Genomic DNA, 17618 nt, shown 5'->3' with positions numbered 1-17618 from the left:
TGGAAAGGGATGACGTACTTTGCCGGCCGGATCATCCATTCGGCGGATTTCGGCGACGCGCGCGACTATGAGGGCAAGAAGGTGCTGGTCGTGGGCGCCGGCAACTCGGGCTTCGACGCCCTCAACCATATGGCGGGCGTGAAGACGGCGGCCATCTGGCTGTCGGCCCGCGGCGGCCCCGCGATCCTGCCCAAGCGGATCGGCCAGATCGCCGTGCACCGGCTTTCGCCTTTGATGGCGCGCCTGCCCCTGTGGCTCGCGGATGCGGCGATCGCGGCAACGCAACGCCTGGTCTTTGGCGACCTGACCAAATTCGGCCTGCCGCCCGCGCCGGCGGGTGGCGCCAGCCGCCTGACCACGGACTACACCGCCATCGCCGCCGACGACGGCGCCATACGCGCCATAAAGGCCGGCAAGATCACCGTGGTGCCCGCCATCAGCGAATTCACGCGCGACGGCGTGGTGCTGGCCAACGGCGATGTCATCCATCCCGATATCGTCATTGCCGCGACGGGCTACCGTACCGGTCTCGAGGCGATGGTCGGCAAGCTTGGCGTGCTCGACGGCAGGGGTGTTCCGCTGTTCAACGGCGGCGAAAACGATCCGGCATTGCCCGGCCTGTGGTTCACCGGCATGCGTCCCAGCATTCGCGGCTGCTTCGCCAATGCCGCCATCCTGGCCAAGGCGATCGCCAAACGGATCGCCGCCACGCCAGGCGCTACCGCCGCGTCACGCTGATTTCGGCTCGAGCCTGCGAAACCCGACCGCCTCCATCAGCATGTCTTCCTCGACCATGCCGGCATTGTGCAGCGCAAGCAGGTTGAGGGCGATTTCCCTTGCATCGGCAGAGTCGGGCAGTGCTTCGCGGCGCCGGCAGGCTTCGTCGAAAACGCGCTGCAGCTTGGCGATGTCGGCTGGCTTGAGCAAGCCACGGTCATAAACGGACTTGGGCATGGCCGGTCTCCTTGCAGGAGGAGTTAGGGCATCAATCCTAAATTGCCAGCCTTTTCGGATGCTTGGATGATCTCATTCGAGACGGGAGGGCTTCGATTCCCGAAGCGCCTCCCGGATAGCGAATTGCGGCCGGTGTCAGACCGCGATCTTGCCGCCGCCCTGCCTGGTGATGGCGACGACCGCCGGCCGCACCGGCATGTCGGGCTTGAAATCGGGCCAACGCGTCGACAGGTCTTCATAATAGGAGGGGCGCCCGAAGCCTTCCCAATCCTCGCCGCCGTCGCCCGGGTGCTGGACGGCGACGAAGGCCGTCCGGTCGTCTGGTGCAAACAGCGGGCCGCACATCTCGGCGCCGATGGGCACGCGGAAGAACAGTTTCGAGGTCGCCCGCGCCGCGCCTTGCGTATCCACCGCCCACAGACCATCGGTGCGCCCGGTGGCCTTCGGCCCCTGACCATCGGTGGCGACCCACAGGCGTCCCGCCGAATCGATCGCGCAATTGTCGGGCATGCCGAACCAGCCATTGGCGGTCGTCGCCGTCGAGAAGGTGGCGCCGACTTCGGCCACGGCCGGGTCGCCGCATTTCAGGAGCACTTCCCATTTGCCTTTCGTGCCGGCGAAATCACCGTCATCCTCTGATATTTCGATGATGTGGCCGAAGGCGTTCCCGGCGCGGGGATTGGCGGCGTCGACCTGGTCGGCCTTGCGCTTGGAGTTGTTGGTCAGCATGACATAGACCTTGCCGTTGACGGCATTGGGCTGGATGTCCTCGGGACGGTCCATCTTGGTGGCGCCGAGCAGGTCGGCGGCGCGGCGCGTCTCGATCAACACGTCGGCCTGGCTGGCAAAGCCGTTCTCAGGCGTCAGCGGTCCCTGGCCGAAAACGATCGGCAGCCACTCGACGGTGCCGTCCTCGGCGAATTTGGCGACATGCAGCGTGCCGTCGTCGAGCAGGTCCTTGTTGGCCGCATGGTCGTCGGCGTTGAAGCGGCCGGCGGTGACGAATTTGTAGACATAGTCGAAACGCTCGTCGTCGCCGAGGTAGAAGACGACGCGGCCATCCCTGGCGACGATCGATTCGGCGCCCTCATGCTTGAAGCGCCCCATGGCCGTGCGCTTCCTGGGCATCGAGGTCGGGTCGTTGACATCGACCTCGACGATCCAGCCGAAGCGGTTCGCCTCGTTCGGTTCCTTGCCGAGGTCGAAACGATCGTAATGCGCGCCCCATTCATAGGCGCCTTCGGGGATGCCGAGGCGCTTGTAGTTGGCGGCTTCCTTGTTGCCTTCGGGCAGTTCGCCGGAGAAATAGCCGTGGATGTTCTCCTCGGCCATCACATAGGTGCCCCAGGGCGTAACGCCGCCGGCGCAATTGTTGACGGTGCCGATGACCCTGGTGCCGGTGGGGTCGGCATTGGTCTTGAGGCGGTCATGGCCGGCGGCCGGGCCGGAGACCATCATCTCCGTATTGGCGGTGATGCGGCGGTTGAGCCTGCCGTCGCGCACCACTTGCCATTTGCCCGCTACCTTGCGGATCTCGACGATGGTGCCGCCATGGGCCGCCATCTCGACATCGACCTGCTCCTTGCTGAGCGGAGCGACCTTTGCCGACTTCTTGCCGTCCTTCTCGACGATCTCGACGATGCCGGGGAACATCAGATGCGGGTTGGTGTATTCGTGATTGACGACGAGAAGGCCGTGCTCGGCCGAGCCGTCGATCGGGATATAGCCGACATAGTCATTGTTGTAGCCGAACTGCCGGGACTGGGCTTCTGCCGACTGCTTCGTCGGGTTGAAGTCGGGCGAGTCGGGGAACAGCGGATCGCCCCAGCGCAGCAGCACGTCGGCATCATAGCCCGGCGCGACATGGTGCCTGTCGTCGATGCCGGCCTCGAGCTCGTCGAAGACGAAGGCCGAGCCCTCGGCGGCGCGGGCATCGCCCGCCGCGGTGATGGCCAGCGGGCCGACGGTGGCGGCGATGGCCGAGACGGCGAGCGACCCTTTCAGGAAGCCCCGGCGCGAGAACCGCGAGGCGATGATCTCGCCCATGGTCCTGTTATCGGTGGGGTTGGTGGCCGGCCCGTCGTTTTCCTCGAGCAGGCTGGTGCGGAATCGGGCGTCGGCGGAGCGATGTTCGGTCATGGGCTTGCCTCTGGCTTGCTTTTGGCTGGAGCACTTTGAGTTCTTCAGCAGTTCTCCTACAACCCATCGATCACATTTTCGTGACGACGAGAGCGGTTGGGCAACGGCTCCTGGGGCACGCCGGAATCGAACCGCACTCGGACTTAAGTCCGAGGGTTCTCCTGCAAAGGTCCTCAATGCGGCCGCATCGGTCCGGGGACGATTCTCCCGGCTTCCCTTTTGGGCAAAGGTCATTGGCGAGCCGGCTTGAACATGCCGGCCGATGGAAGAGGAGAACGAGATGCGTGGATTGAGCACGACGAGATGCTGCTGGCTGGCCCTGCGAGCGGCGTCCGCCTTGACGTTGACGATTGCCCCCTACCAGATCGCCCTGCATGGCCACACTGCCGGCGTCGTTGCCGCGAGCGCCCATGCCAAGGACGGCGGCAGCGGTTCCGGACATGGCAGCGGGGGAAGTGGCAGCGGAAGCAGCGGCAGCGGCAGCAATTCCGGTTCCGGTGGCAGCGACGATGGCGGCGGGGATGATCATGGCAATGACGGCGCAGGTGATGACCATGGCGACGACGGTGCAGGTGATGATCATGGCGGCCAGGGTGAGAACGACGACGACGGCCACCATGTCAACGCCGAGACCGGGGACAAGGTCGAGGCGGAAGGCGACAAGATCGAGGTCGAGCATGTCGACGGCACCAAGGAAGAGGTCGAGAACGGCCGTTTCGAGATGAAGGACGCAGCCGGCCGAACGATCGTCGAACGACCGGCGACACCCGACGACATCAGTCGCCTTCAGGCTTTGTGAGGCGGGCCAACAGGCAACGGCTGGCCGCACATGTCACCTCCGCCACCTCGGCGGAGGTGATCTTTGCGTGGTGCCGTCGTCGGCAGCGACCCGCTTTCAGGGACGGCCGTCGGCGCGGTCGCGTCCCTCACGCAGCAGCAGCGCCGCTTCGGTGCGGTTGCGCACATTGAGCTTCGACAGCACACCGGTCATGTGGTGTTTGACGGTCTTTTCCTGCAGCTTGAGGCGCAACGCCACCTCCTTGTTGCTCAGCCCCTCGCCCACCAGCCGCAGGATTTCGGCCTCGCGTCCGGTCAGCTGCCGCAGGCGGTCCGCCGTTCCATTGCCCGGCTGCAGCGATTGCAGGTCGGAGAGCAGCCGCGCCGAAAGCGTCGGCGACACATAACTTTCTCCCGCCGCGACATTGCGCAGGATCTCGGCCAGCGTCCGCGAGCCGACCCCTTTGAGCACGTAGCCACACACGCCGGCGTTGAGCGCCAGTGTAACGTCCGCGTTGGCTTCGGAAACGGTGAGCATGACGATCTTCTGGCCGGGATGGCCGGCAAGAATGTTCGCCACCGAGGCCAGGCCGCCGCCCGGCATCGAAATGTCGAGCAGCAGGATATCGGGTCGCGCCGAAGACACGATCCGTTCGGCGTCCTGCGCCGTCGCGCCCTCGCCCACCATCTCGAAGCCGCCGATTTCGTCCAGGCTGCGCGTCACGCCTTCTCGAAACAGCGGATGATCGTCGACGACGGCGATGCGGATGGCGCCAATCATGCTTGCTCCTCGACCGACAAATGGATCACCAGGCGCGTGCCTTGCGGCCCGCTGGTGATTTCGAACTGGCCGCCGATGCTTTCGATCCGTTGCCGCAGGCCCGCCAGCCCAAGGCCCTCGGCCAGCACCGGATCGAATCCCGGACCGCTGTCGGATACGTCAACGAAAAGCCGGCCGGCTTTCATCCCGGCTCGCACGGCCTGGCCCTTCGCTTGGCCATGGCGATAGGCGTTGTTCAGCCCCTCCTGCACGAAACGATAGATGCTGATCTTCTCAGACGCGCCGGGCTCGGGCAGTGGGCCGGCCAGGGCGAGCGCTACCGACGTACCGGTTCGGCGCTCATGGTCGTCGACGGCAAGGCGCATGATCTCGGCGACCGGGGCCGTCTCGATCTGCGGCAGGACGAGCCCATTGCATATGCCGCGGATCTCCCGCATCGCGTCGTCAAGCGCTTTGCGGATCATGCCGATCTCGGCATTGCGCCGTTCGCCCTGGGTCCCGTCACCGGAAAACAGCGGGCTGTCCATGCGCAGCGACGCTAGAGCGACGAGCTGAGCTGAGCTGGGCCATCGTGCAGATCGGCACCGACGCGGCGCAGGTATTTCTCATTCAGCGCCGTGGCGCGGCGCGATGCCTGCTGCACGCGCAGTCGCAAGGCGCCGTTCTGTGTCACCAGCGCCTGCAGTTCCGCGACCTGCCGGCGAAGCGCCTCGCGCTGGTTGTCGATGGTGTGGCTGCCTCGCAAGACGATCCCCGACAGGAGCAGAAGTGCCGCCAGGGTCGCGCCGGCCACGATCAGCCAGCTCGACAGCAGCGCCGACGCCAGCGTCTTCTGGAAATCGTCGGCGACCTCGTAGAATTCGGAGACCGCGACCACCTCGCCGGACCACGGTTCGCGCACAGGATTGTAGATTTCCAGCAACGGGACACCGGCCGCTTTTTCATCCCGGCTTTCGGCGTCATCGAGTTCATCGAACTCGGCGACAACATTGCCTGCAAAGGCGGAGCGCAAATTATCGCTTGGTCCAAACTGCCGGCCGATCAGGCCCGCGTCCTTTGCATAGAGGACCTGGCCGTCGCGGCCCCACAGTTTGAACGATACGAGCCGCTTGCCGAGCGCGCCTTGGCCCAATGTCTCGTCCAGGGCCCTCTTGACGCTGTCGCTGAGCGGCCCGCCCTTGCGCATATCGGGCAAGAGCGGCGCGACGACGCTGTCGACATAAAGCGCCGTCGTCGCGGCGGAGTTATGGATCACGCCTTCGCGTATCTGCGAGGTGACCCAGAAACCCACCACCAGCATCACCGCCAGCAAGCCGACGCCACCGGCGAGCACGAATTGCAGCGCAAGCGAAAACCCGCCCCACCGTCGCGTCAAGGTTTGCAAGTATCGCACCCGAGACTCCTGACCCTGGTCGCAGTCTATAGGGCCTGGACGCTGTTTGCGACATTGGGCTTCGGTCCCGCATCGCAGCGGACCTTGGTCCGACAAGTCTCCTTGACGTCCGGGCACGCTTCGGAAACAAGAGCGACGCGAAATGCTTGGAGAGGACCGCGCCGTTGAGTTTTTCGGGATTGCTGCAGCTTGGCTTTTCGACCCTGATATTCCTGCTGGGGGCGACGGCCGCCAAGCAATGGGGGATGGCGCCAAGCCTGGGCAAGATCCTGCTGACGCTGGCGCTCTACTCGCTGGGCAACCTGATCATGCTCAGGCTGATCCGCGAGTTCGGCATGTCGGTGTCGTTCAGCCTGTCGGCGGTCATCCAGCTGGTCTCGGTCAATGTCGTGGCGCTGGTGTTCTTCGGCGAGCGCGTCAACGCGCTGCAGGCCACCGGAATCGTGCTGGCGGTTGCCGCGGTGGCCCTGATCACGCTCGGGCCCTATCTGCAGGGACGATTGTAGAGGGCGAATATCGATGAAGAACGCCGTGACCGCGCTGCTCGGCCGGGTCGAATTCCCGGTGCTGCTGGCCGGCCTGGTCATCGCCGGCGGCCTGTGGGGCTTCGAGGAATTGATGGAGGTGGCGCGCTCCAGCACGCCGCATGCCTTCGACACCGAAATCCTGCTTGCCTTCCGCGAGGCCGGGCACCCGGACAGTCCGATCGGCCCCTTGTGGCTGGAGAGCGCGATCCGCGACATCACCAGCCTGGGAAGTTTTGTCGTGCTGGCGCTGATCACGGCGGCGACGATCGTCTACCTGCTGCTGATCCGCCGGCCGGCGACGGCGCTTCTTGTCTTCGTCGCGATCGCCGGCGGCCAGTTGCTGTCGAGCCTGCTGAAGGTCGAAGTCGACAGGCCGCGGCCCGAGCTCGTCTCGCACCTCGTCAGCGAGTCGTCCTTGTCCTTTCCAAGCGGCCACGCCATGCTGTCGGCGGTCACCTATCTGACGCTCGGCTCGCTCGCTTCGCGCTTCCTGCATGGTCGGACAACCCGGATCTATGTGCTGTCGCTGGCGGTGCTGACAACGCTGCTGGTCGGCGTCAGCCGCATCTATCTCGGCGTCCACTGGCCGTCCGACGTGCTGGCCGGCTGGTGCGCGGGTTTCGCCTGGGCGATGATTTGCTGGCTGGTCGCGCGGGCGCTGCAGCACCGCAAGGCTGTTGACGACTAACCGGGCATCCATGTTTGATATATGCATAATGATGCTTGAAACATCACCATGATGGTATTATACCTTGCCATAGCAGACTCAGACGGGGATTTCGGCCGATGATCACCGCCGCGCAGATGCGTGCCGCAAGGGCGCTGGCCGGCATCGATCAGAAGACGCTCGCCGAGCGCGCCGGTGTTTCGCTTCCGACCGTCCAGCGGATGGAAGCCAGCGACGGCGTGGTCCGGGCCGTAGTCGATACGCTGATGAAGGTCATCCAGGCACTCGAGGAGTCCGGGGTGGAATTGATCGGCGAGAATCAGCCCAGCGAGCGTGGCGGTAGGGGCGTGCGCCTCAAGCCCGCCGCACCGCCGAACCCGCAGCCCTGAGCCGGCACAAAGTCGCGACGGCGACCGCCGACAGTCCTGCCGACGATCCCGCCGCCCTTCACGGAGCGGAAGACAGTCCATGGACCAGGTTCGGCAGGCAGCTCATCAACCGGCGCGTCCGACATTCGCGGAAATGTTCACGCCCAAGCTGGTGACGGTGTGGCGCGAAGGCTACACATTCGATCACCTCAAGGCCGATCTGCTCGCCGGGTTGACCGTCGCCATCGTGGCGCTGCCGCTGTCCATGGCCATAGCCATTGCTTCCGGCGTGACGCCGGAGCGCGGCCTCTACACCGCGATCATCGGCGGCTTCATCATCTCGGCTCTGGGCGGCAGTCGCTTCCAGATCGGCGGCCCGGCCGGCGCCTTCATCGTGCTGGTCGCGGCGACGGTGGCACGCGTCGGCGTCGATGGCCTGCTGCTGGCGACGATGATGGCCGGTGTCTTCCTGCTCGCCATCGGCTTTCTCAGGCTTGGCACCTACATCAAGTTCATCCCCTATCCGGTGACCGTCGGCTTCACCGCCGGCATCGCCATCATCATCTTCTCCGGCGAGATCGTCGATCTGTTCGGCCTGAAGCTCGCCGGCAAGGAGCCGGGGCCGCTGGTGCCGAAGCTGATCGCCATCGGCCAGGCCGCCGGAACGGTGAATTTCCAGGCGATGCTGGTGGCGGCGATCACCATCGGCACCATCGTGCTGCTGCGGTGGTGGCGGCCCAAATGGCCCGCCATGCTGGTCGCCATCGGGCTTGCATCGCTCGTCGCCGCGCTGTTGTCGCTGCCGGTCGAAACGATCGGCACCCGCTATGGCGGCATTCCAAGCAGCCTGGCGTTCCCGTCCCTGCCGCCGGTCAGCCTCGACAGGATGATCGAGGTCCTGCCGGACGCGATCGCCTTCGCGCTGCTCGGGGCCATCGAATCGCTGCTCTCGGCCGTGGTCGCCGACGGCATGACGGGACGGCGGCATCGCTCCAATTGCGAACTCGTGGCCCAAGGCTTCGCCAACATCGCCTCGGGCCTGTCCGGTGGCGTCTGCGCCACCGGCACCATCGCCCGCACCGCGACCAATGTGCGGGCCGGGGCGCATGGCCCGGTTGCCGGCATGGTGCATTCGGCCGTACTGCTCGCGCTGATGCTGGTTGCAGCGCCGCTGGCCAGCTACATCCCGCTCGCCGCCCTTGCCGGGGTGCTGGCGGTCGTCTGCTGGAACATGATCGAGAAACAGGCCTTCGCCACGCTGCTGCGCGCCTCGCGCGGCGACGCGCTGGTGTTGTTGGCGACCTTCCTGATCGTCATCTTCCGCGACCTGACCGAGGGCATCGTCGTCGGCTTCGCGCTCGGATCGATCCTGTTCATCGACCGCATGTCGAAGTCCGTCGCCGTCGAGGCGGACCTGGCGCAGGACGACGTCGCCGACCGTGGCCAGGCCTATGATTCCAGCGAGGCGACCGACGCCAGCACTGTCGTCTACCGCATCTCAGGGGCGTTTTTCTTCGGCGCCGCCTCGACGGTGGGCGCCGTGCTGGACCGCATCGCCGACCAGCGCAAGAACTTCATCCTCGACTGTTCCGCCGTCCCGTTGTTCGATTCGACCGCAGCCAATGTCATCGAGGGCGCCGCGCACAAGGCAAGGCGAGCCGGCGTGCACTTCATCATCTCCGGCGCTTCGCCACAGATACGGCGAACTCTGGTCAACCAGGGCGTGAAGCCGCCCCTGGTGACCTATGCCGCGTCGGTGGAAGAGGCCCGCGCGCATCTGGCACGGGCGCCAGCGAAGAGTTGAGCGTCATCCCACGGCAGCCGGCACGGCGCCCGCCTCGTTCGGGGCGCCTCCGGCAAGGTCGTCGCGCGCCTTGCGGGCGAGTTTGCGTGTCGAGCGCTTCGGACTGTCCGCGAACAGTTCGGCCGCCTCGGCGAGGCAGCTCTTCTTCAACTGCTTTTCCGAGCGCTTCAGGAGCTTGCCCAGAAGCTTGGTGTCTTCCGGCGGTCCGAGCGGCTCGTCCTCGCCTTCGAGCAATGCGCGCATGACGAAGACATCGTGCAGGTCGCCCAGCCCCCCGTCGAGTTTGTCGACAGCCTTGCGCCGCGCCTTGATCGACGTCGGCCACAGCCTGCCAAGCAGCGACAGGTGCATGCCATGCGTCTTGGCCGCCTTGCGCAGGTCATGGAAATCATTGGCCGTGCCGCGCGAGCCTGCCTTGTCTAGTGCCTTGCGGGCCCGGCGCAAGGTGGCGCGCGCACCATCCGCCAGGACATCGGCGGCCTGTTCCGGCTGATCGGGCAGGGCAAGGCTCTCGATCCGCTTGATGCCTTCCTCGCAGGCGGCGGTGGCCGCGCCGATGGCCGCCTCGAGCCCGCCGCCCTCATGCAATTCATGCTGGCGCGCGGCAAGCCTGTCGCGCACGGCCTCCAGGCCGCCGCCGGCACTTTCCTTGGGGAAGCTTGCCGCCAGCCGGTCGACGGTTTCGATCAGCGCCGTCGCCTCGCGCGGCCCGGCAAGCAGGCCGGCGACGTTGCGGTAGCACTGGTTTTCCGTGTCGCAGAATATTTCGTCTCCGGAATGAACCAGGCGCAACAGGGCGCGAGCGTTCTTCAGCCGCTTGCGGCACTTGTGCACCGCCTGTTCGGGCCGGCCGCGGGCCGCGTCAAGATGGTGGAGCGCGCTGCCGATCTCCTCGGCAAGGATGCGCCTGACCTCGCCGGTCAAAGGCTTGCGCGGATCGATACGAAAACTCATGCGGCGATCTCCGGAATCCCCCCAAGGGCGAGCGACGCGTTGTAGAATTTCTGTTCGCCAGTCACTTCCCGACCGAGCCACTCAGGCAGCATTTCGTCGGGCACGTCCTCCGGCGTCTCAAGTTCGGCGACCACCAGCCCCGCAAGCGGCCCGCCAAAGACATCGACTTCGTAGAGATAGCCACGGTGCCTAACATGGTGACGTGTCTTCTCGATGACACGGCCAAGGGCGAAGTCCAGCATCTCCATGGCCTCCGCCAGGGGGATGGAGTATTCGAATTCGTCGCGCTCACGCGCCGTGGCGCCGAATTTCAGGGTCAGCTTCGCGGAGGCGCCGTCGCTGATGCGGATGCGGACGGTTCGACCGGGCGCGGCGGCCAGATAGAACTGGAGGATACGGATATCGGCCTCGACCAGGTCCCGCCATGCGGTACCGGAGACCAGGAATTTGCGTTCGACTTCCTTGCCCATGGCCGCACTAAAGCCGTTGCCCACCTATGTGGCAAGACGGACATGACGCGAGTTGACTTTAATCAATCGTATGATTAAATCACTTCCATGATTAGGCCTCCACACATCAAAAGTGCCCGCCACCCGGTGTCTCCCGCCGAACTTACCCGCGCGGCACTGGTCCAGGCGGCGCTGAAACTGTTCGGCAGGCAGGGGTTCGACGGCACCTCGACGCGTCAGCTTGCCGCAGAGGCGCACGCCAATATCGGCTCGATCGCTTATCATTTCGGCGGCAAGGAGGGCCTTCGCGCAGCCGCCGCCGACTACATCGTCGAGACAATCCAGGCAGTTGCCGGCCAGGCGCTCGGCGATGCGCCGACGTCGGGCAGTCCGGAGGCGGCACAAGCGCAACTCTTCGCAGCGCTCGAGCGGATGATCGGCTTTGTCCTGGTCAGCCCGCAAGCGGGCGAGATCGTGCAGTTCGTGTTGCGCGAGCTCTCGCATCCGACGGCGGCACTGGACCGCATCTATGAGGGCGTCTTCGAGCCGACGCACCGCCGGCTGTGCCAGCTCTGGGAACAGGCGACCGGCGAGCCCGCCGAGAGCGAGGCGACGCGGCTGACTGTGTTCACGCTGATCGGCCAGGTCATCTATTTCCGCATCGGACGCGAAGCGGTGATGCGCCGCATGGGCTGGCGCGACATCGGCGCCGCCCAGGCCGCCAAGGTGCTGGCGGCCACGTCGGGCAATCTCAGCGCCATACTGGCCGCCAGGGGACCCGGGATGAAGGGGCAAGGATCATGAGCTTTCTCTGTTCGCTGCCGCTCGCCGCGCAGCTGTTCGGGGCCTGCGCGCCGGTAGCGCCGCTGGCCGTCGGCTATGTCGAGGGCGACTATGTGCTGCTGGCGCCGATCGAGGTGGCGCAGGTGGAGACGGTCACGGTCAAGCGCGGCGATCGCGTCACCCCGGGCACCACCGTGGGAACGCTGGAAAGCGCCGATGCCAGGATCGCCGTTGCCCAGGCCGAGGCGGGCCTTGCCCAGGCGCGGGCGCAACTGGCCGATCTGCAGGTCGGCAAACGGCCGGAGGAGATCGCGGTGCTGAAGGCCGAGGTCGACATGGCCAAGGCCCAGGCCGCCGATGCCAAGCGCAAGTACGACCGCGCCGCCGACCTGTTCAAGCGCGGCGCCGGCACGCAGGCCGATTTCGACACCGCCTCGGCGACGCTGGAGACCGCCAGCGCGCAGGTCGGCCAGGCAGAGGCCAATCTTGCCGTCGGCGGCCTGCCGGCGCGGGCCGAGACGATCAAGGCCGCCGAAAACCAGGTCAAGCAGGCGCAGGCAGCGCTGGAGCAGGCGCAATGGCGGCTGGCCAAGCGAGTGCTGGCGGCACCGTCTGCCGGCCGCGTCAACGATGTCATCCGCAACCCCGGCGACACAGCCGGCCCGACGGCCCCGGTCATCTCGATCCTGCCCGATGGCGCGGTGAAGCTCAGCGTCTACATTCCTGAAAGCGCCTTCTCCTCGGTCAAGGTCGGCGCCTTGCTCGCCGTCCACTGCGATGGTTGTGGCACCGACGTGAAGGCGCGGGTCAGCTATGTCTCGCCCGATCCCGAGTTCACGCCGCCGGTGATCTATTCGCTCGAGAACCGGCAGAAGCTGGTCTACTTGGTCGAGGCGCGGCCGGAAGGCAATGCGGGGCCGCTGCAGCCCGGCCAGATCGTCGATGTCGAGCTGGACGCCGGACAGTGAACGCCATCGACGTCCACGGCCTGGTCAAGCGGTTTGGCGGCAAGACCGTCGTCGACCATGTGACGATGTCGGTCGCCGAAGGCGAGATCGTCGGCTTCCTGGGGCCGAACGGTTCGGGCAAGACGACCACCATCCGCATCATGTGCGGCCTGCTGACGGCGGACGAGGGCGAGGGCACGGTGCTTGGCTTCGACATCCGCACCGAGAGCCTGCGCATCAAGCGTGAAGTCGGCTACATGACGCAGAAATTCTCGTTCTACGAGGATCTGACGATCGGCGAGAATCTCGAATTCGTGGCGCGGCTCTACCAGCTCAGGCCGGTCGAGGAGTATGTGGCAAGGACGCTGGAGGAGCTCGGCCTGACATCGCGGCGAAACCAGCTGGCAGGCACGCTGTCCGGCGGCTGGAAGCAGCGCCTGGCGCTGGCCGCCTGCATCATGCACAAGCCGAGGCTGCTGTTGCTGGACGAGCCGACGGCCGGCGTCGATCCGAAGGCTCGGCGCGAATTCTGGGACGAGATCCATCGCCTCGCCAGCGGCGGGCTGACGGTTCTGGTTTCCACCCACTACATGGACGAGGCCGAGCGCTGCCACCGCATCAGCTACATCTCCTACGGCAAGATGCTGGCCACCGGCACCGTCGCCGACGTGGTGAAGAATGCCGGGCTGACGACCTTCATCCTGCAGGGTCCGCACCTCGATAAGGTGGCGGCGGCGCTGCACGGCCGCTCCGGCGTCGACCAGGTGGCGCCGTTCGGCGCCACGCTGCATGTCGTCGGCTCCGACAGGGCGAAACTCGAGGCAGCGCTCACCGATGTCGAGAAGGAGCATGAGGGCGTGACGGTGACGCCGGGCGAGACCAGCCTCGAGGACGTCTTCATCCAGTTCATGTCCGGCTCGAAGGACAATATGGCATGAACAGCGTGTTTTCCTTCGCGCGGCTCGGCGCGCTGCTGATCAAGGAATTCATCCAGATGCGGCGCGACCGCATCACCTTCGCCATGATGCTGGGCGTGCCGTTGATGCAGCTGGTGCTGTTCGGCTTCGCCATCAACAGCGATCCCAAGAGCCTGCCCACGGCGCTCGTCGCCACCAGCAACGACCAGTATACGCGCGCCATGGTCTCGGCGCTCGAGATGACGGCCTACTACCATTTCGACCACGTGGTGCGCAGCGCGGCCGAGGCTGAGGCGCTGATGGCCAAGGGAGCCGTGTCCTTCGTGGTGACGATCCCGGCCGATTTCGCCCGGCGGGTCGAGCGCGGCGACAATCCGCAAATCCTCATCGAGGCCGACGCCACCGATCCGTCGGCGGCGAGCGGCGCCGTCTCGACCCTGGGCCAGGTGGCGAGCCAGGCGCTGCTGCGGGCCCAGGGCATGCAGGAGACCGCGGCCGAGAGCGCCAGGGGTCAGCTGCAGGTCGTGGTGCACCGGCGCTACAATCCGGAAGGCGTCTCGCAGTACAACATTGTGCCCGGCCTGCTCGGCGTCATCCTGCAGATGACTATGGTGATGATGACCGCCATGGCGCTGACCCGCGAGACCGAGCGCGGCACGATGGAGAACCTGCTTGCCATGCCGTCCAGCCCGGCCGAGATCATGCTGGGCAAGGTGCTGCCGTTCCTCGTCGTCGGCGCGGTGCAGATGGTCGTGGTGCTGGTCGCGGCGAAGCTGCTGTTCAGCGTCCCGTTCGTGGGTTCGCTGACGCTGCTCCTGTCGGCGGTGTTGGTCTTCGTGCTGTCGCTGGTGTTGCTCGGCTACACGATCTCGACCATGGCCGGCTCGCAGATGCAGGCGATGCAGCTGACCTTCTTCTTCTTCCTGCCGTCGATCATGCTGTCGGGCTTCATGTTCCCCTATCGTGGCATGCCCGGCTGGGCGCAGGCGCTGGGCGAGATCTTCCCGCTGACGCATTTCCTGCGCATCACCCGCGCGGTGATGCTGAAGGGCGCCGACTTCAATGCGATCGGAAGCGAGGTCGGCTGGCTGCTGCTGTTCGTGGTGGTGTTCGCCGGCACGGCGCTGCTGCGCTTCCGGCGGACGCTGGATTAGGCGCGGCCCTAGGCAGCCGCCATGATTTGCGCATAGGTGCCGAAATCGACATTGCCGCCGGACAGCACGACGGCGACGCATTTGCCGGACAGCTCGATCTCGCCCGAGGATAGCGCCGCCAGCCCGACGCAGCCGCCGGGCTCGACCACCAGCTTGAGCAAGGCCATGGCGTCGCGCATCGCCTGCGCCGTTGCCCTGTCGGAGACGGCAATCGAGCCGGCAAGATTCTGGCGGTTGATCTCGAAGGTGATCAGGCCAGGCTCGGCCGTGAGGATCGCGTCGCAGATCGAGCTGTGGCCCGGTTCGTTCGAAACCCTGGCGCCGGCGGCGAGCGAGCGGCGGGTGTCGTCGAAATGCTCGGGCTCGACCGCCCAGACATCGGTGCCGGGCGAGGCATCCTTGACCGCGATGGAAATGCCGCTGACCAGGCCGCCGCCGCCGCATGGAATCACCACCGCGTCGAGGTCGACGCCCAGCGCCTTCGCCTGGCGCATCAGTTCCAGTCCGATCGTGCCCTGGCCGGCAATGATCGCCGGGTCGTCGAAGGGCGGCACCAGCACCATGCCCTTCTCGATGTAAGGGCGCACCACGGTCATGCGGTCGTCGCGAAAGCGGTCGAACGGGACTACCTCCGCGCCCATCCTGCGGACATTGCCGATCTTCATCGCCGGAGCGTCGGCCGGCATGGCGATGACCGCCTTGACGCCGAACATGGCGGCGGAGGCGGCCACCCCCTGCGCGTGGTTGCCCGACGAGAAGGCGACGACGCCCCGGCCGCGCTCCTCCTCGCTCAGCGAAGACAATTTGTTGTAGGCGCCGCGGAACTTGAACGAGCCGGTGCGCTGCAGCGTCTCCGGCTTGAACAAGATACGGCCGCCGAATCGCCTGTTCAGCTCCTGCGACTCGATGAGCGGGGTTTCAAAGATCAGGCCGGAGAGCCGGACGGCGGCGGCGTGGATATCGGCGATGCCGGGAAGGGTGGCCATGGCGGATCCTGCGAACATGTGACCCCGCCATCGTGCACGCAAAGGGCCGCGTGATGCCAACGAAAAGATGTGAGGGTTACAAAGTTGGCGAGCGATCACCAAGGCTACGGCCGCACGCCCCCCTCTGTCCTGCCGGACATCTCCCCCTCTAGTGGGGAGATTGGCGCTTCGGAGTACCGCCGTTTCTGCAAACGAGAAAGACTGGCGCCGGCCCGGAGCGCATGATCTCCCCCCCTTGAGGGGGAGATGGCCGGCAGGCCAGAGGGGGGGCGCTGTCCCGCCGACGTTCCTCGCCGCATTGCGGAAGGGTTCCCGCCGCCAGAACTGAATTCGAAGGCCTTTCAAAGCCCGGTATCGGCCGTTCGCCTCGGGGGGCTCTTGCTGCCCGCCGATGCTGATGCCTTTCTACGGTAGCTATTGCAATCCGCCAAAAGTCCTTTTCGGGGGTGGGAAGCCCGAGAGGGGAATTTTCCTGGACAGCATGGCAACGTCGGTGGCGTGGAACGTAGCTGGTCGAGATCAGCCTGCGCTCAGCGCTCTCGACCACGCCGGGAACAGATCGTGCGCGATAGCAGCCATGGCGGATGTCGAGTTCCAGGGCGCAACATCCTCAGCCTTCGCGCGCTGTGCGGCCTTGCTGATCATCTCCTTCGTCTTTCCCGTGTCCAAGGTTTCGGGCCGATAAATGCGAAGCGCGGAGAAGATGATGCGGTGGGCAAGCATCGCGTCGGCCGAGTTCAGGAAATCGTTGATCAGCGCGCGAGGATTGGAGTGGCGCGACCCGATCGGTTCCCAGCTTTCGATTGCGATCAGGGTGTTGATGGCGTGGCACACCGCCGAAGGTTCGGCCACATGGGGCGGAATGCCTCGTTGCGCCAGCACCTCGCGCGTCAAGTCCAACGCGCCGCCCCAGTTTTCCCGCGCGGCCTCGCGCCAACGCCGTTTGAACTCGACATGCCAGATGACAGGCACGAGTTCTCTTAGGCCGACGATCGTGACTGCTCCGCCTTCGATCGAGTGCCGTTTCAGCAGAAATCGCCCTTCGCCGACCGATTGTTGAAGCACGGCATCATCGATCGAGAACACGGCCGCGCGCTGGGTAGCCCAGACATCCCAAAGCCATGTCGGCTTGAACGTCCGGGGATCGAAATCGCGTGTGACCCAGACCAGCGTATAACCATGCTCCTGGTAGTATAGCGCCCGCTCCGCGAGGCGGTGAAGGCTGATCGGAGAAAGCTGGACTTCGATGGCGATGCGGCCGCCGTCGAACGCGAAGCGGACATCGGGATATCGGCCGTGCCAACCCGGCACACTGGAGGCAAGATAGCTCCCGATGGAGATGCTGCCCTGGTCTACGGAAGAATCCGCCTGCGCCATGTTCGCAACCGCTGCCACAAGGGCTTCGTGCGCCGCGCCTTCCTGCCTACCTCGGTACAGCAGGGCATCAAGTTGCCGTTCCGATAGCCTTCGGCCTTCAGCAAGCGGACAGCCATCCGCCGCGATGTGTGCCCAGTAGGCACGGTGATTCAGACTGAGCTTCGGATAGAGGTGACCGGGGCAAGCCGGGCAGCCGAAGACGGGCTCGGCCTGACGGTGAAATGCCTTGAAGGCCTCGACCCGAAAACCGCTCCGCTGCACCACGTCACTCATCCGACTGTCCGTCGTGAATAACGGCAAGCCGCCACGATGAACAGCGTAGGGAATCAGCAGGCTCTCTGACATCCAGGAAGTCTAACCCGTCTGCACACTTGGCATCCAAAAGTTTCGGCCCTGCCCGAGCTGCACGTCGCGAGAACCTAGCACTTGTAAGGCGTTATTCCCCCGCCGCCCTAGTTGCTGGGTCAAACCAATTGGGTACGTACAGACATCTCGGCAGTTTCACCCCAACAGCGCGCGCTGGCGCTTGGCACCACCCAGCTTGCGCCAGTTGTTGAAGCGGTGGCTGGCGGCGGCAAACGAGATCTTCATCTGCTGGGCGACGGAATAGCGCGACTTGCCTTCGTCGAACATGCGGTAGC

The 17618-nt window shown here is 65.6% G+C and carries 16 protein-coding genes and 2 pseudogenes; 10 read left to right on the top strand and 8 right to left on the bottom strand.

Annotation, left to right across the window (positions count from 1 at the left end):
- Positions 1–738 (top strand): annotated as a pseudogene (locus tag WC739_RS18655) (NAD(P)/FAD-dependent oxidoreductase); the annotation flags it as partial.
- Here WC739_RS18655 and WC739_RS18650 read toward each other — a convergent pair.
- Together WC739_RS18650 and WC739_RS18645 are read right to left on the bottom strand one after the other, a co-directional pair.
- The gene (locus WC739_RS18650) at positions 730–954 is read right to left on the bottom strand and encodes a hypothetical protein (RefSeq protein WP_372954503.1); all 225 of its coding nucleotides are present in this window, start codon (positions 952–954) and stop codon (positions 730–732) included. The pseudogene WC739_RS18655 and the gene WC739_RS18650 overlap by 9 nt on opposite strands.
- A gap of 135 nt (positions 955–1089) precedes the next feature.
- Positions 1090–3093 carry a PhoX family phosphatase gene (locus WC739_RS18645; protein WP_372954502.1) on the bottom strand — a complete coding sequence of 668 codons (2004 nt, stop codon included), beginning with the start codon at positions 3091–3093 and terminating at the stop codon, positions 1090–1092.
- Positions 3094–3373: 280 nt separating this feature from the next.
- Here WC739_RS18645 and WC739_RS18640 point away from each other — a divergent pair, with 280 nt between their 5' ends.
- The gene (locus WC739_RS18640; RefSeq protein ID WP_372954501.1) at positions 3374–3892 is read left to right on the top strand and encodes a hypothetical protein; all 519 of its coding nucleotides are present in this window, start codon (positions 3374–3376) and stop codon (positions 3890–3892) included.
- Between the two features lie 96 nt (positions 3893–3988).
- On the opposite strand, the gene WC739_RS18635 is transcribed toward WC739_RS18640, so the two are convergent.
- Both WC739_RS18635 and WC739_RS18630 read right to left on the bottom strand, forming a co-directional pair.
- Positions 3989–4651 carry a response regulator gene (locus WC739_RS18635; protein ID WP_372954500.1) on the bottom strand — a complete coding sequence of 221 codons (663 nt, stop codon included), beginning with the start codon at positions 4649–4651 and terminating at the stop codon, positions 3989–3991.
- Positions 4648–5951, bottom strand: a pseudogene (locus WC739_RS18630) (sensor histidine kinase). Before WC739_RS18630 ends, WC739_RS18635 begins: the two are co-directional and overlap by 4 nt.
- A 257-nt stretch (positions 5952–6208) precedes the next feature.
- Between WC739_RS18630 and WC739_RS18625 the strand changes: the two are divergent.
- The 4 genes from WC739_RS18625 (at position 6209) to WC739_RS18610 (ending at position 9410) form a co-directional block, all read left to right on the top strand.
- Complete coding sequence (locus tag WC739_RS18625; protein ID WP_372954499.1) at positions 6209–6550, top strand: hypothetical protein; 342 nt, start codon at positions 6209–6211, stop codon at positions 6548–6550.
- A gap of 13 nt (positions 6551–6563) precedes the next feature.
- Positions 6564–7259 carry a phosphatase PAP2 family protein gene (locus WC739_RS18620; protein WP_372954498.1) on the top strand — a complete coding sequence of 232 codons (696 nt, stop codon included), beginning with the start codon at positions 6564–6566 and terminating at the stop codon, positions 7257–7259.
- A gap of 98 nt (positions 7260–7357) precedes the next feature.
- Entirely contained in the window at positions 7358–7627 is a 270-nt protein-coding gene (locus WC739_RS18615) for a helix-turn-helix domain-containing protein (protein WP_372954497.1), read from the top strand.
- A gap of 79 nt (positions 7628–7706) precedes the next feature.
- Positions 7707–9410, top strand: coding sequence for a SulP family inorganic anion transporter (locus WC739_RS18610; RefSeq protein ID WP_372954496.1), 1704 nt, complete (start codon positions 7707–7709; stop codon positions 9408–9410).
- Positions 9411–9413: 3 nt separating this feature from the next.
- Here the strand turns inward: WC739_RS18610 and WC739_RS18605 are convergent, their stop codons facing one another.
- Positions 9414–10364 (bottom strand): CHAD domain-containing protein, encoded by a 951-nt coding sequence (locus WC739_RS18605; RefSeq protein WP_372954495.1) that lies wholly within the window; start codon positions 10362–10364, stop codon positions 9414–9416.
- A complete protein-coding gene (locus tag WC739_RS18600) occupies positions 10361–10834 on the bottom strand; it encodes a CYTH domain-containing protein (RefSeq protein WP_372954494.1) in 474 nt (157 codons plus the stop codon). The genes WC739_RS18605 and WC739_RS18600 overlap by 4 nt, the downstream gene beginning before the upstream one ends.
- Positions 10835–10921: 87 nt before the next feature.
- On the opposite strand from WC739_RS18600, the gene WC739_RS18595 reads away from it, so the two are divergent.
- Genes WC739_RS18595 through WC739_RS18580 form a run of 4 tightly spaced genes read left to right on the top strand, consistent with a single transcriptional unit; the run spans position 10922 to position 14614 of the window.
- Entirely contained in the window at positions 10922–11617 is a 696-nt protein-coding gene (locus WC739_RS18595; protein ID WP_372954493.1) for a CerR family C-terminal domain-containing protein, read from the top strand.
- Complete coding sequence (locus tag WC739_RS18590; RefSeq protein WP_372954492.1) at positions 11614–12564, top strand: HlyD family secretion protein; 951 nt, start codon at positions 11614–11616, stop codon at positions 12562–12564. The genes WC739_RS18595 and WC739_RS18590 overlap by 4 nt, the downstream gene beginning before the upstream one ends.
- Positions 12561–13481, top strand: coding sequence for an ABC transporter ATP-binding protein (locus WC739_RS18585; RefSeq protein ID WP_372954491.1), 921 nt, complete (start codon positions 12561–12563; stop codon positions 13479–13481). The genes WC739_RS18590 and WC739_RS18585 overlap by 4 nt, the downstream gene beginning before the upstream one ends.
- Positions 13478–14614: an ABC transporter permease gene (locus WC739_RS18580; protein WP_372954490.1), complete on the top strand. Its 1137-nt coding sequence runs from the start codon at positions 13478–13480 to the stop codon at positions 14612–14614. The genes WC739_RS18585 and WC739_RS18580 overlap by 4 nt, the downstream gene beginning before the upstream one ends.
- Positions 14615–14622: 8 nt before the next feature.
- On the opposite strand, the gene WC739_RS18575 is transcribed toward WC739_RS18580, so the two are convergent.
- Together WC739_RS18575 and WC739_RS18570 are read right to left on the bottom strand one after the other, a co-directional pair.
- Complete coding sequence (locus WC739_RS18575; protein WP_372954489.1) at positions 14623–15600, bottom strand: threonine/serine dehydratase; 978 nt, start codon at positions 15598–15600, stop codon at positions 14623–14625.
- A 519-nt stretch (positions 15601–16119) separates the two neighbouring features.
- Positions 16120–17250 carry a DUF6035 family protein gene (locus WC739_RS18570; protein WP_372954488.1) on the bottom strand — a complete coding sequence of 377 codons (1131 nt, stop codon included), beginning with the start codon at positions 17248–17250 and terminating at the stop codon, positions 16120–16122.
- Positions 17251–17618 lie beyond the last annotated feature (368 nt).

The organism is Mesorhizobium sp., assembly GCF_041661565.1.
In the GTDB taxonomy this organism is placed as follows: Bacteria; Pseudomonadota; Alphaproteobacteria; order Rhizobiales; family Rhizobiaceae; genus Mesorhizobium.
Note: the sequence above shows the minus strand (reverse complement) of the source record. Positions and strands in the feature narration are given on the sequence as shown.

Bases quoted from the DNA above. Each gene is read 5' to 3' on its own strand.
- WC739_RS18610 (WP_372954496.1), top strand. From the start codon at position 7,707: ATGGACCAGGTTCGGCAGGCAGCTCATCAACCGGCGCGTCCGACATTC.
- WC739_RS18600 (WP_372954494.1), bottom strand. From the start codon at position 10,834: ATGGGCAAGGAAGTCGAACGCAAATTCCTGGTCTCCGGTACCGCATGG.
- WC739_RS18590 (WP_372954492.1), top strand. From the start codon at position 11,614: ATGAGCTTTCTCTGTTCGCTGCCGCTCGCCGCGCAGCTGTTCGGGGCC.
- WC739_RS18620 (WP_372954498.1), top strand. From the start codon at position 6,564: ATGAAGAACGCCGTGACCGCGCTGCTCGGCCGGGTCGAATTCCCGGTG.
- WC739_RS18615 (WP_372954497.1), top strand. From the start codon at position 7,358: ATGATCACCGCCGCGCAGATGCGTGCCGCAAGGGCGCTGGCCGGCATC.
- WC739_RS18645 (WP_372954502.1), bottom strand. From the start codon at position 3,093: ATGACCGAACATCGCTCCGCCGACGCCCGATTCCGCACCAGCCTGCTC.
- WC739_RS18570 (WP_372954488.1), bottom strand. From the start codon at position 17,250: ATGAGTGACGTGGTGCAGCGGAGCGGTTTTCGGGTCGAGGCCTTCAAG.
- WC739_RS18580 (WP_372954490.1), top strand. From the start codon at position 13,478: ATGAACAGCGTGTTTTCCTTCGCGCGGCTCGGCGCGCTGCTGATCAAG.
- WC739_RS18595 (WP_372954493.1), top strand. From the start codon at position 10,922: ATGATTAGGCCTCCACACATCAAAAGTGCCCGCCACCCGGTGTCTCCC.
- WC739_RS18650 (WP_372954503.1), bottom strand. From the start codon at position 954: ATGCCCAAGTCCGTTTATGACCGTGGCTTGCTCAAGCCAGCCGACATC.
- WC739_RS18605 (WP_372954495.1), bottom strand. From the start codon at position 10,364: ATGAGTTTTCGTATCGATCCGCGCAAGCCTTTGACCGGCGAGGTCAGG.
- WC739_RS18635 (WP_372954500.1), bottom strand. From the start codon at position 4,651: ATGATTGGCGCCATCCGCATCGCCGTCGTCGACGATCATCCGCTGTTT.
- WC739_RS18640 (WP_372954501.1), top strand. From the start codon at position 3,374: ATGCGTGGATTGAGCACGACGAGATGCTGCTGGCTGGCCCTGCGAGCG.
- WC739_RS18575 (WP_372954489.1), bottom strand. From the start codon at position 15,600: ATGGCCACCCTTCCCGGCATCGCCGATATCCACGCCGCCGCCGTCCGG.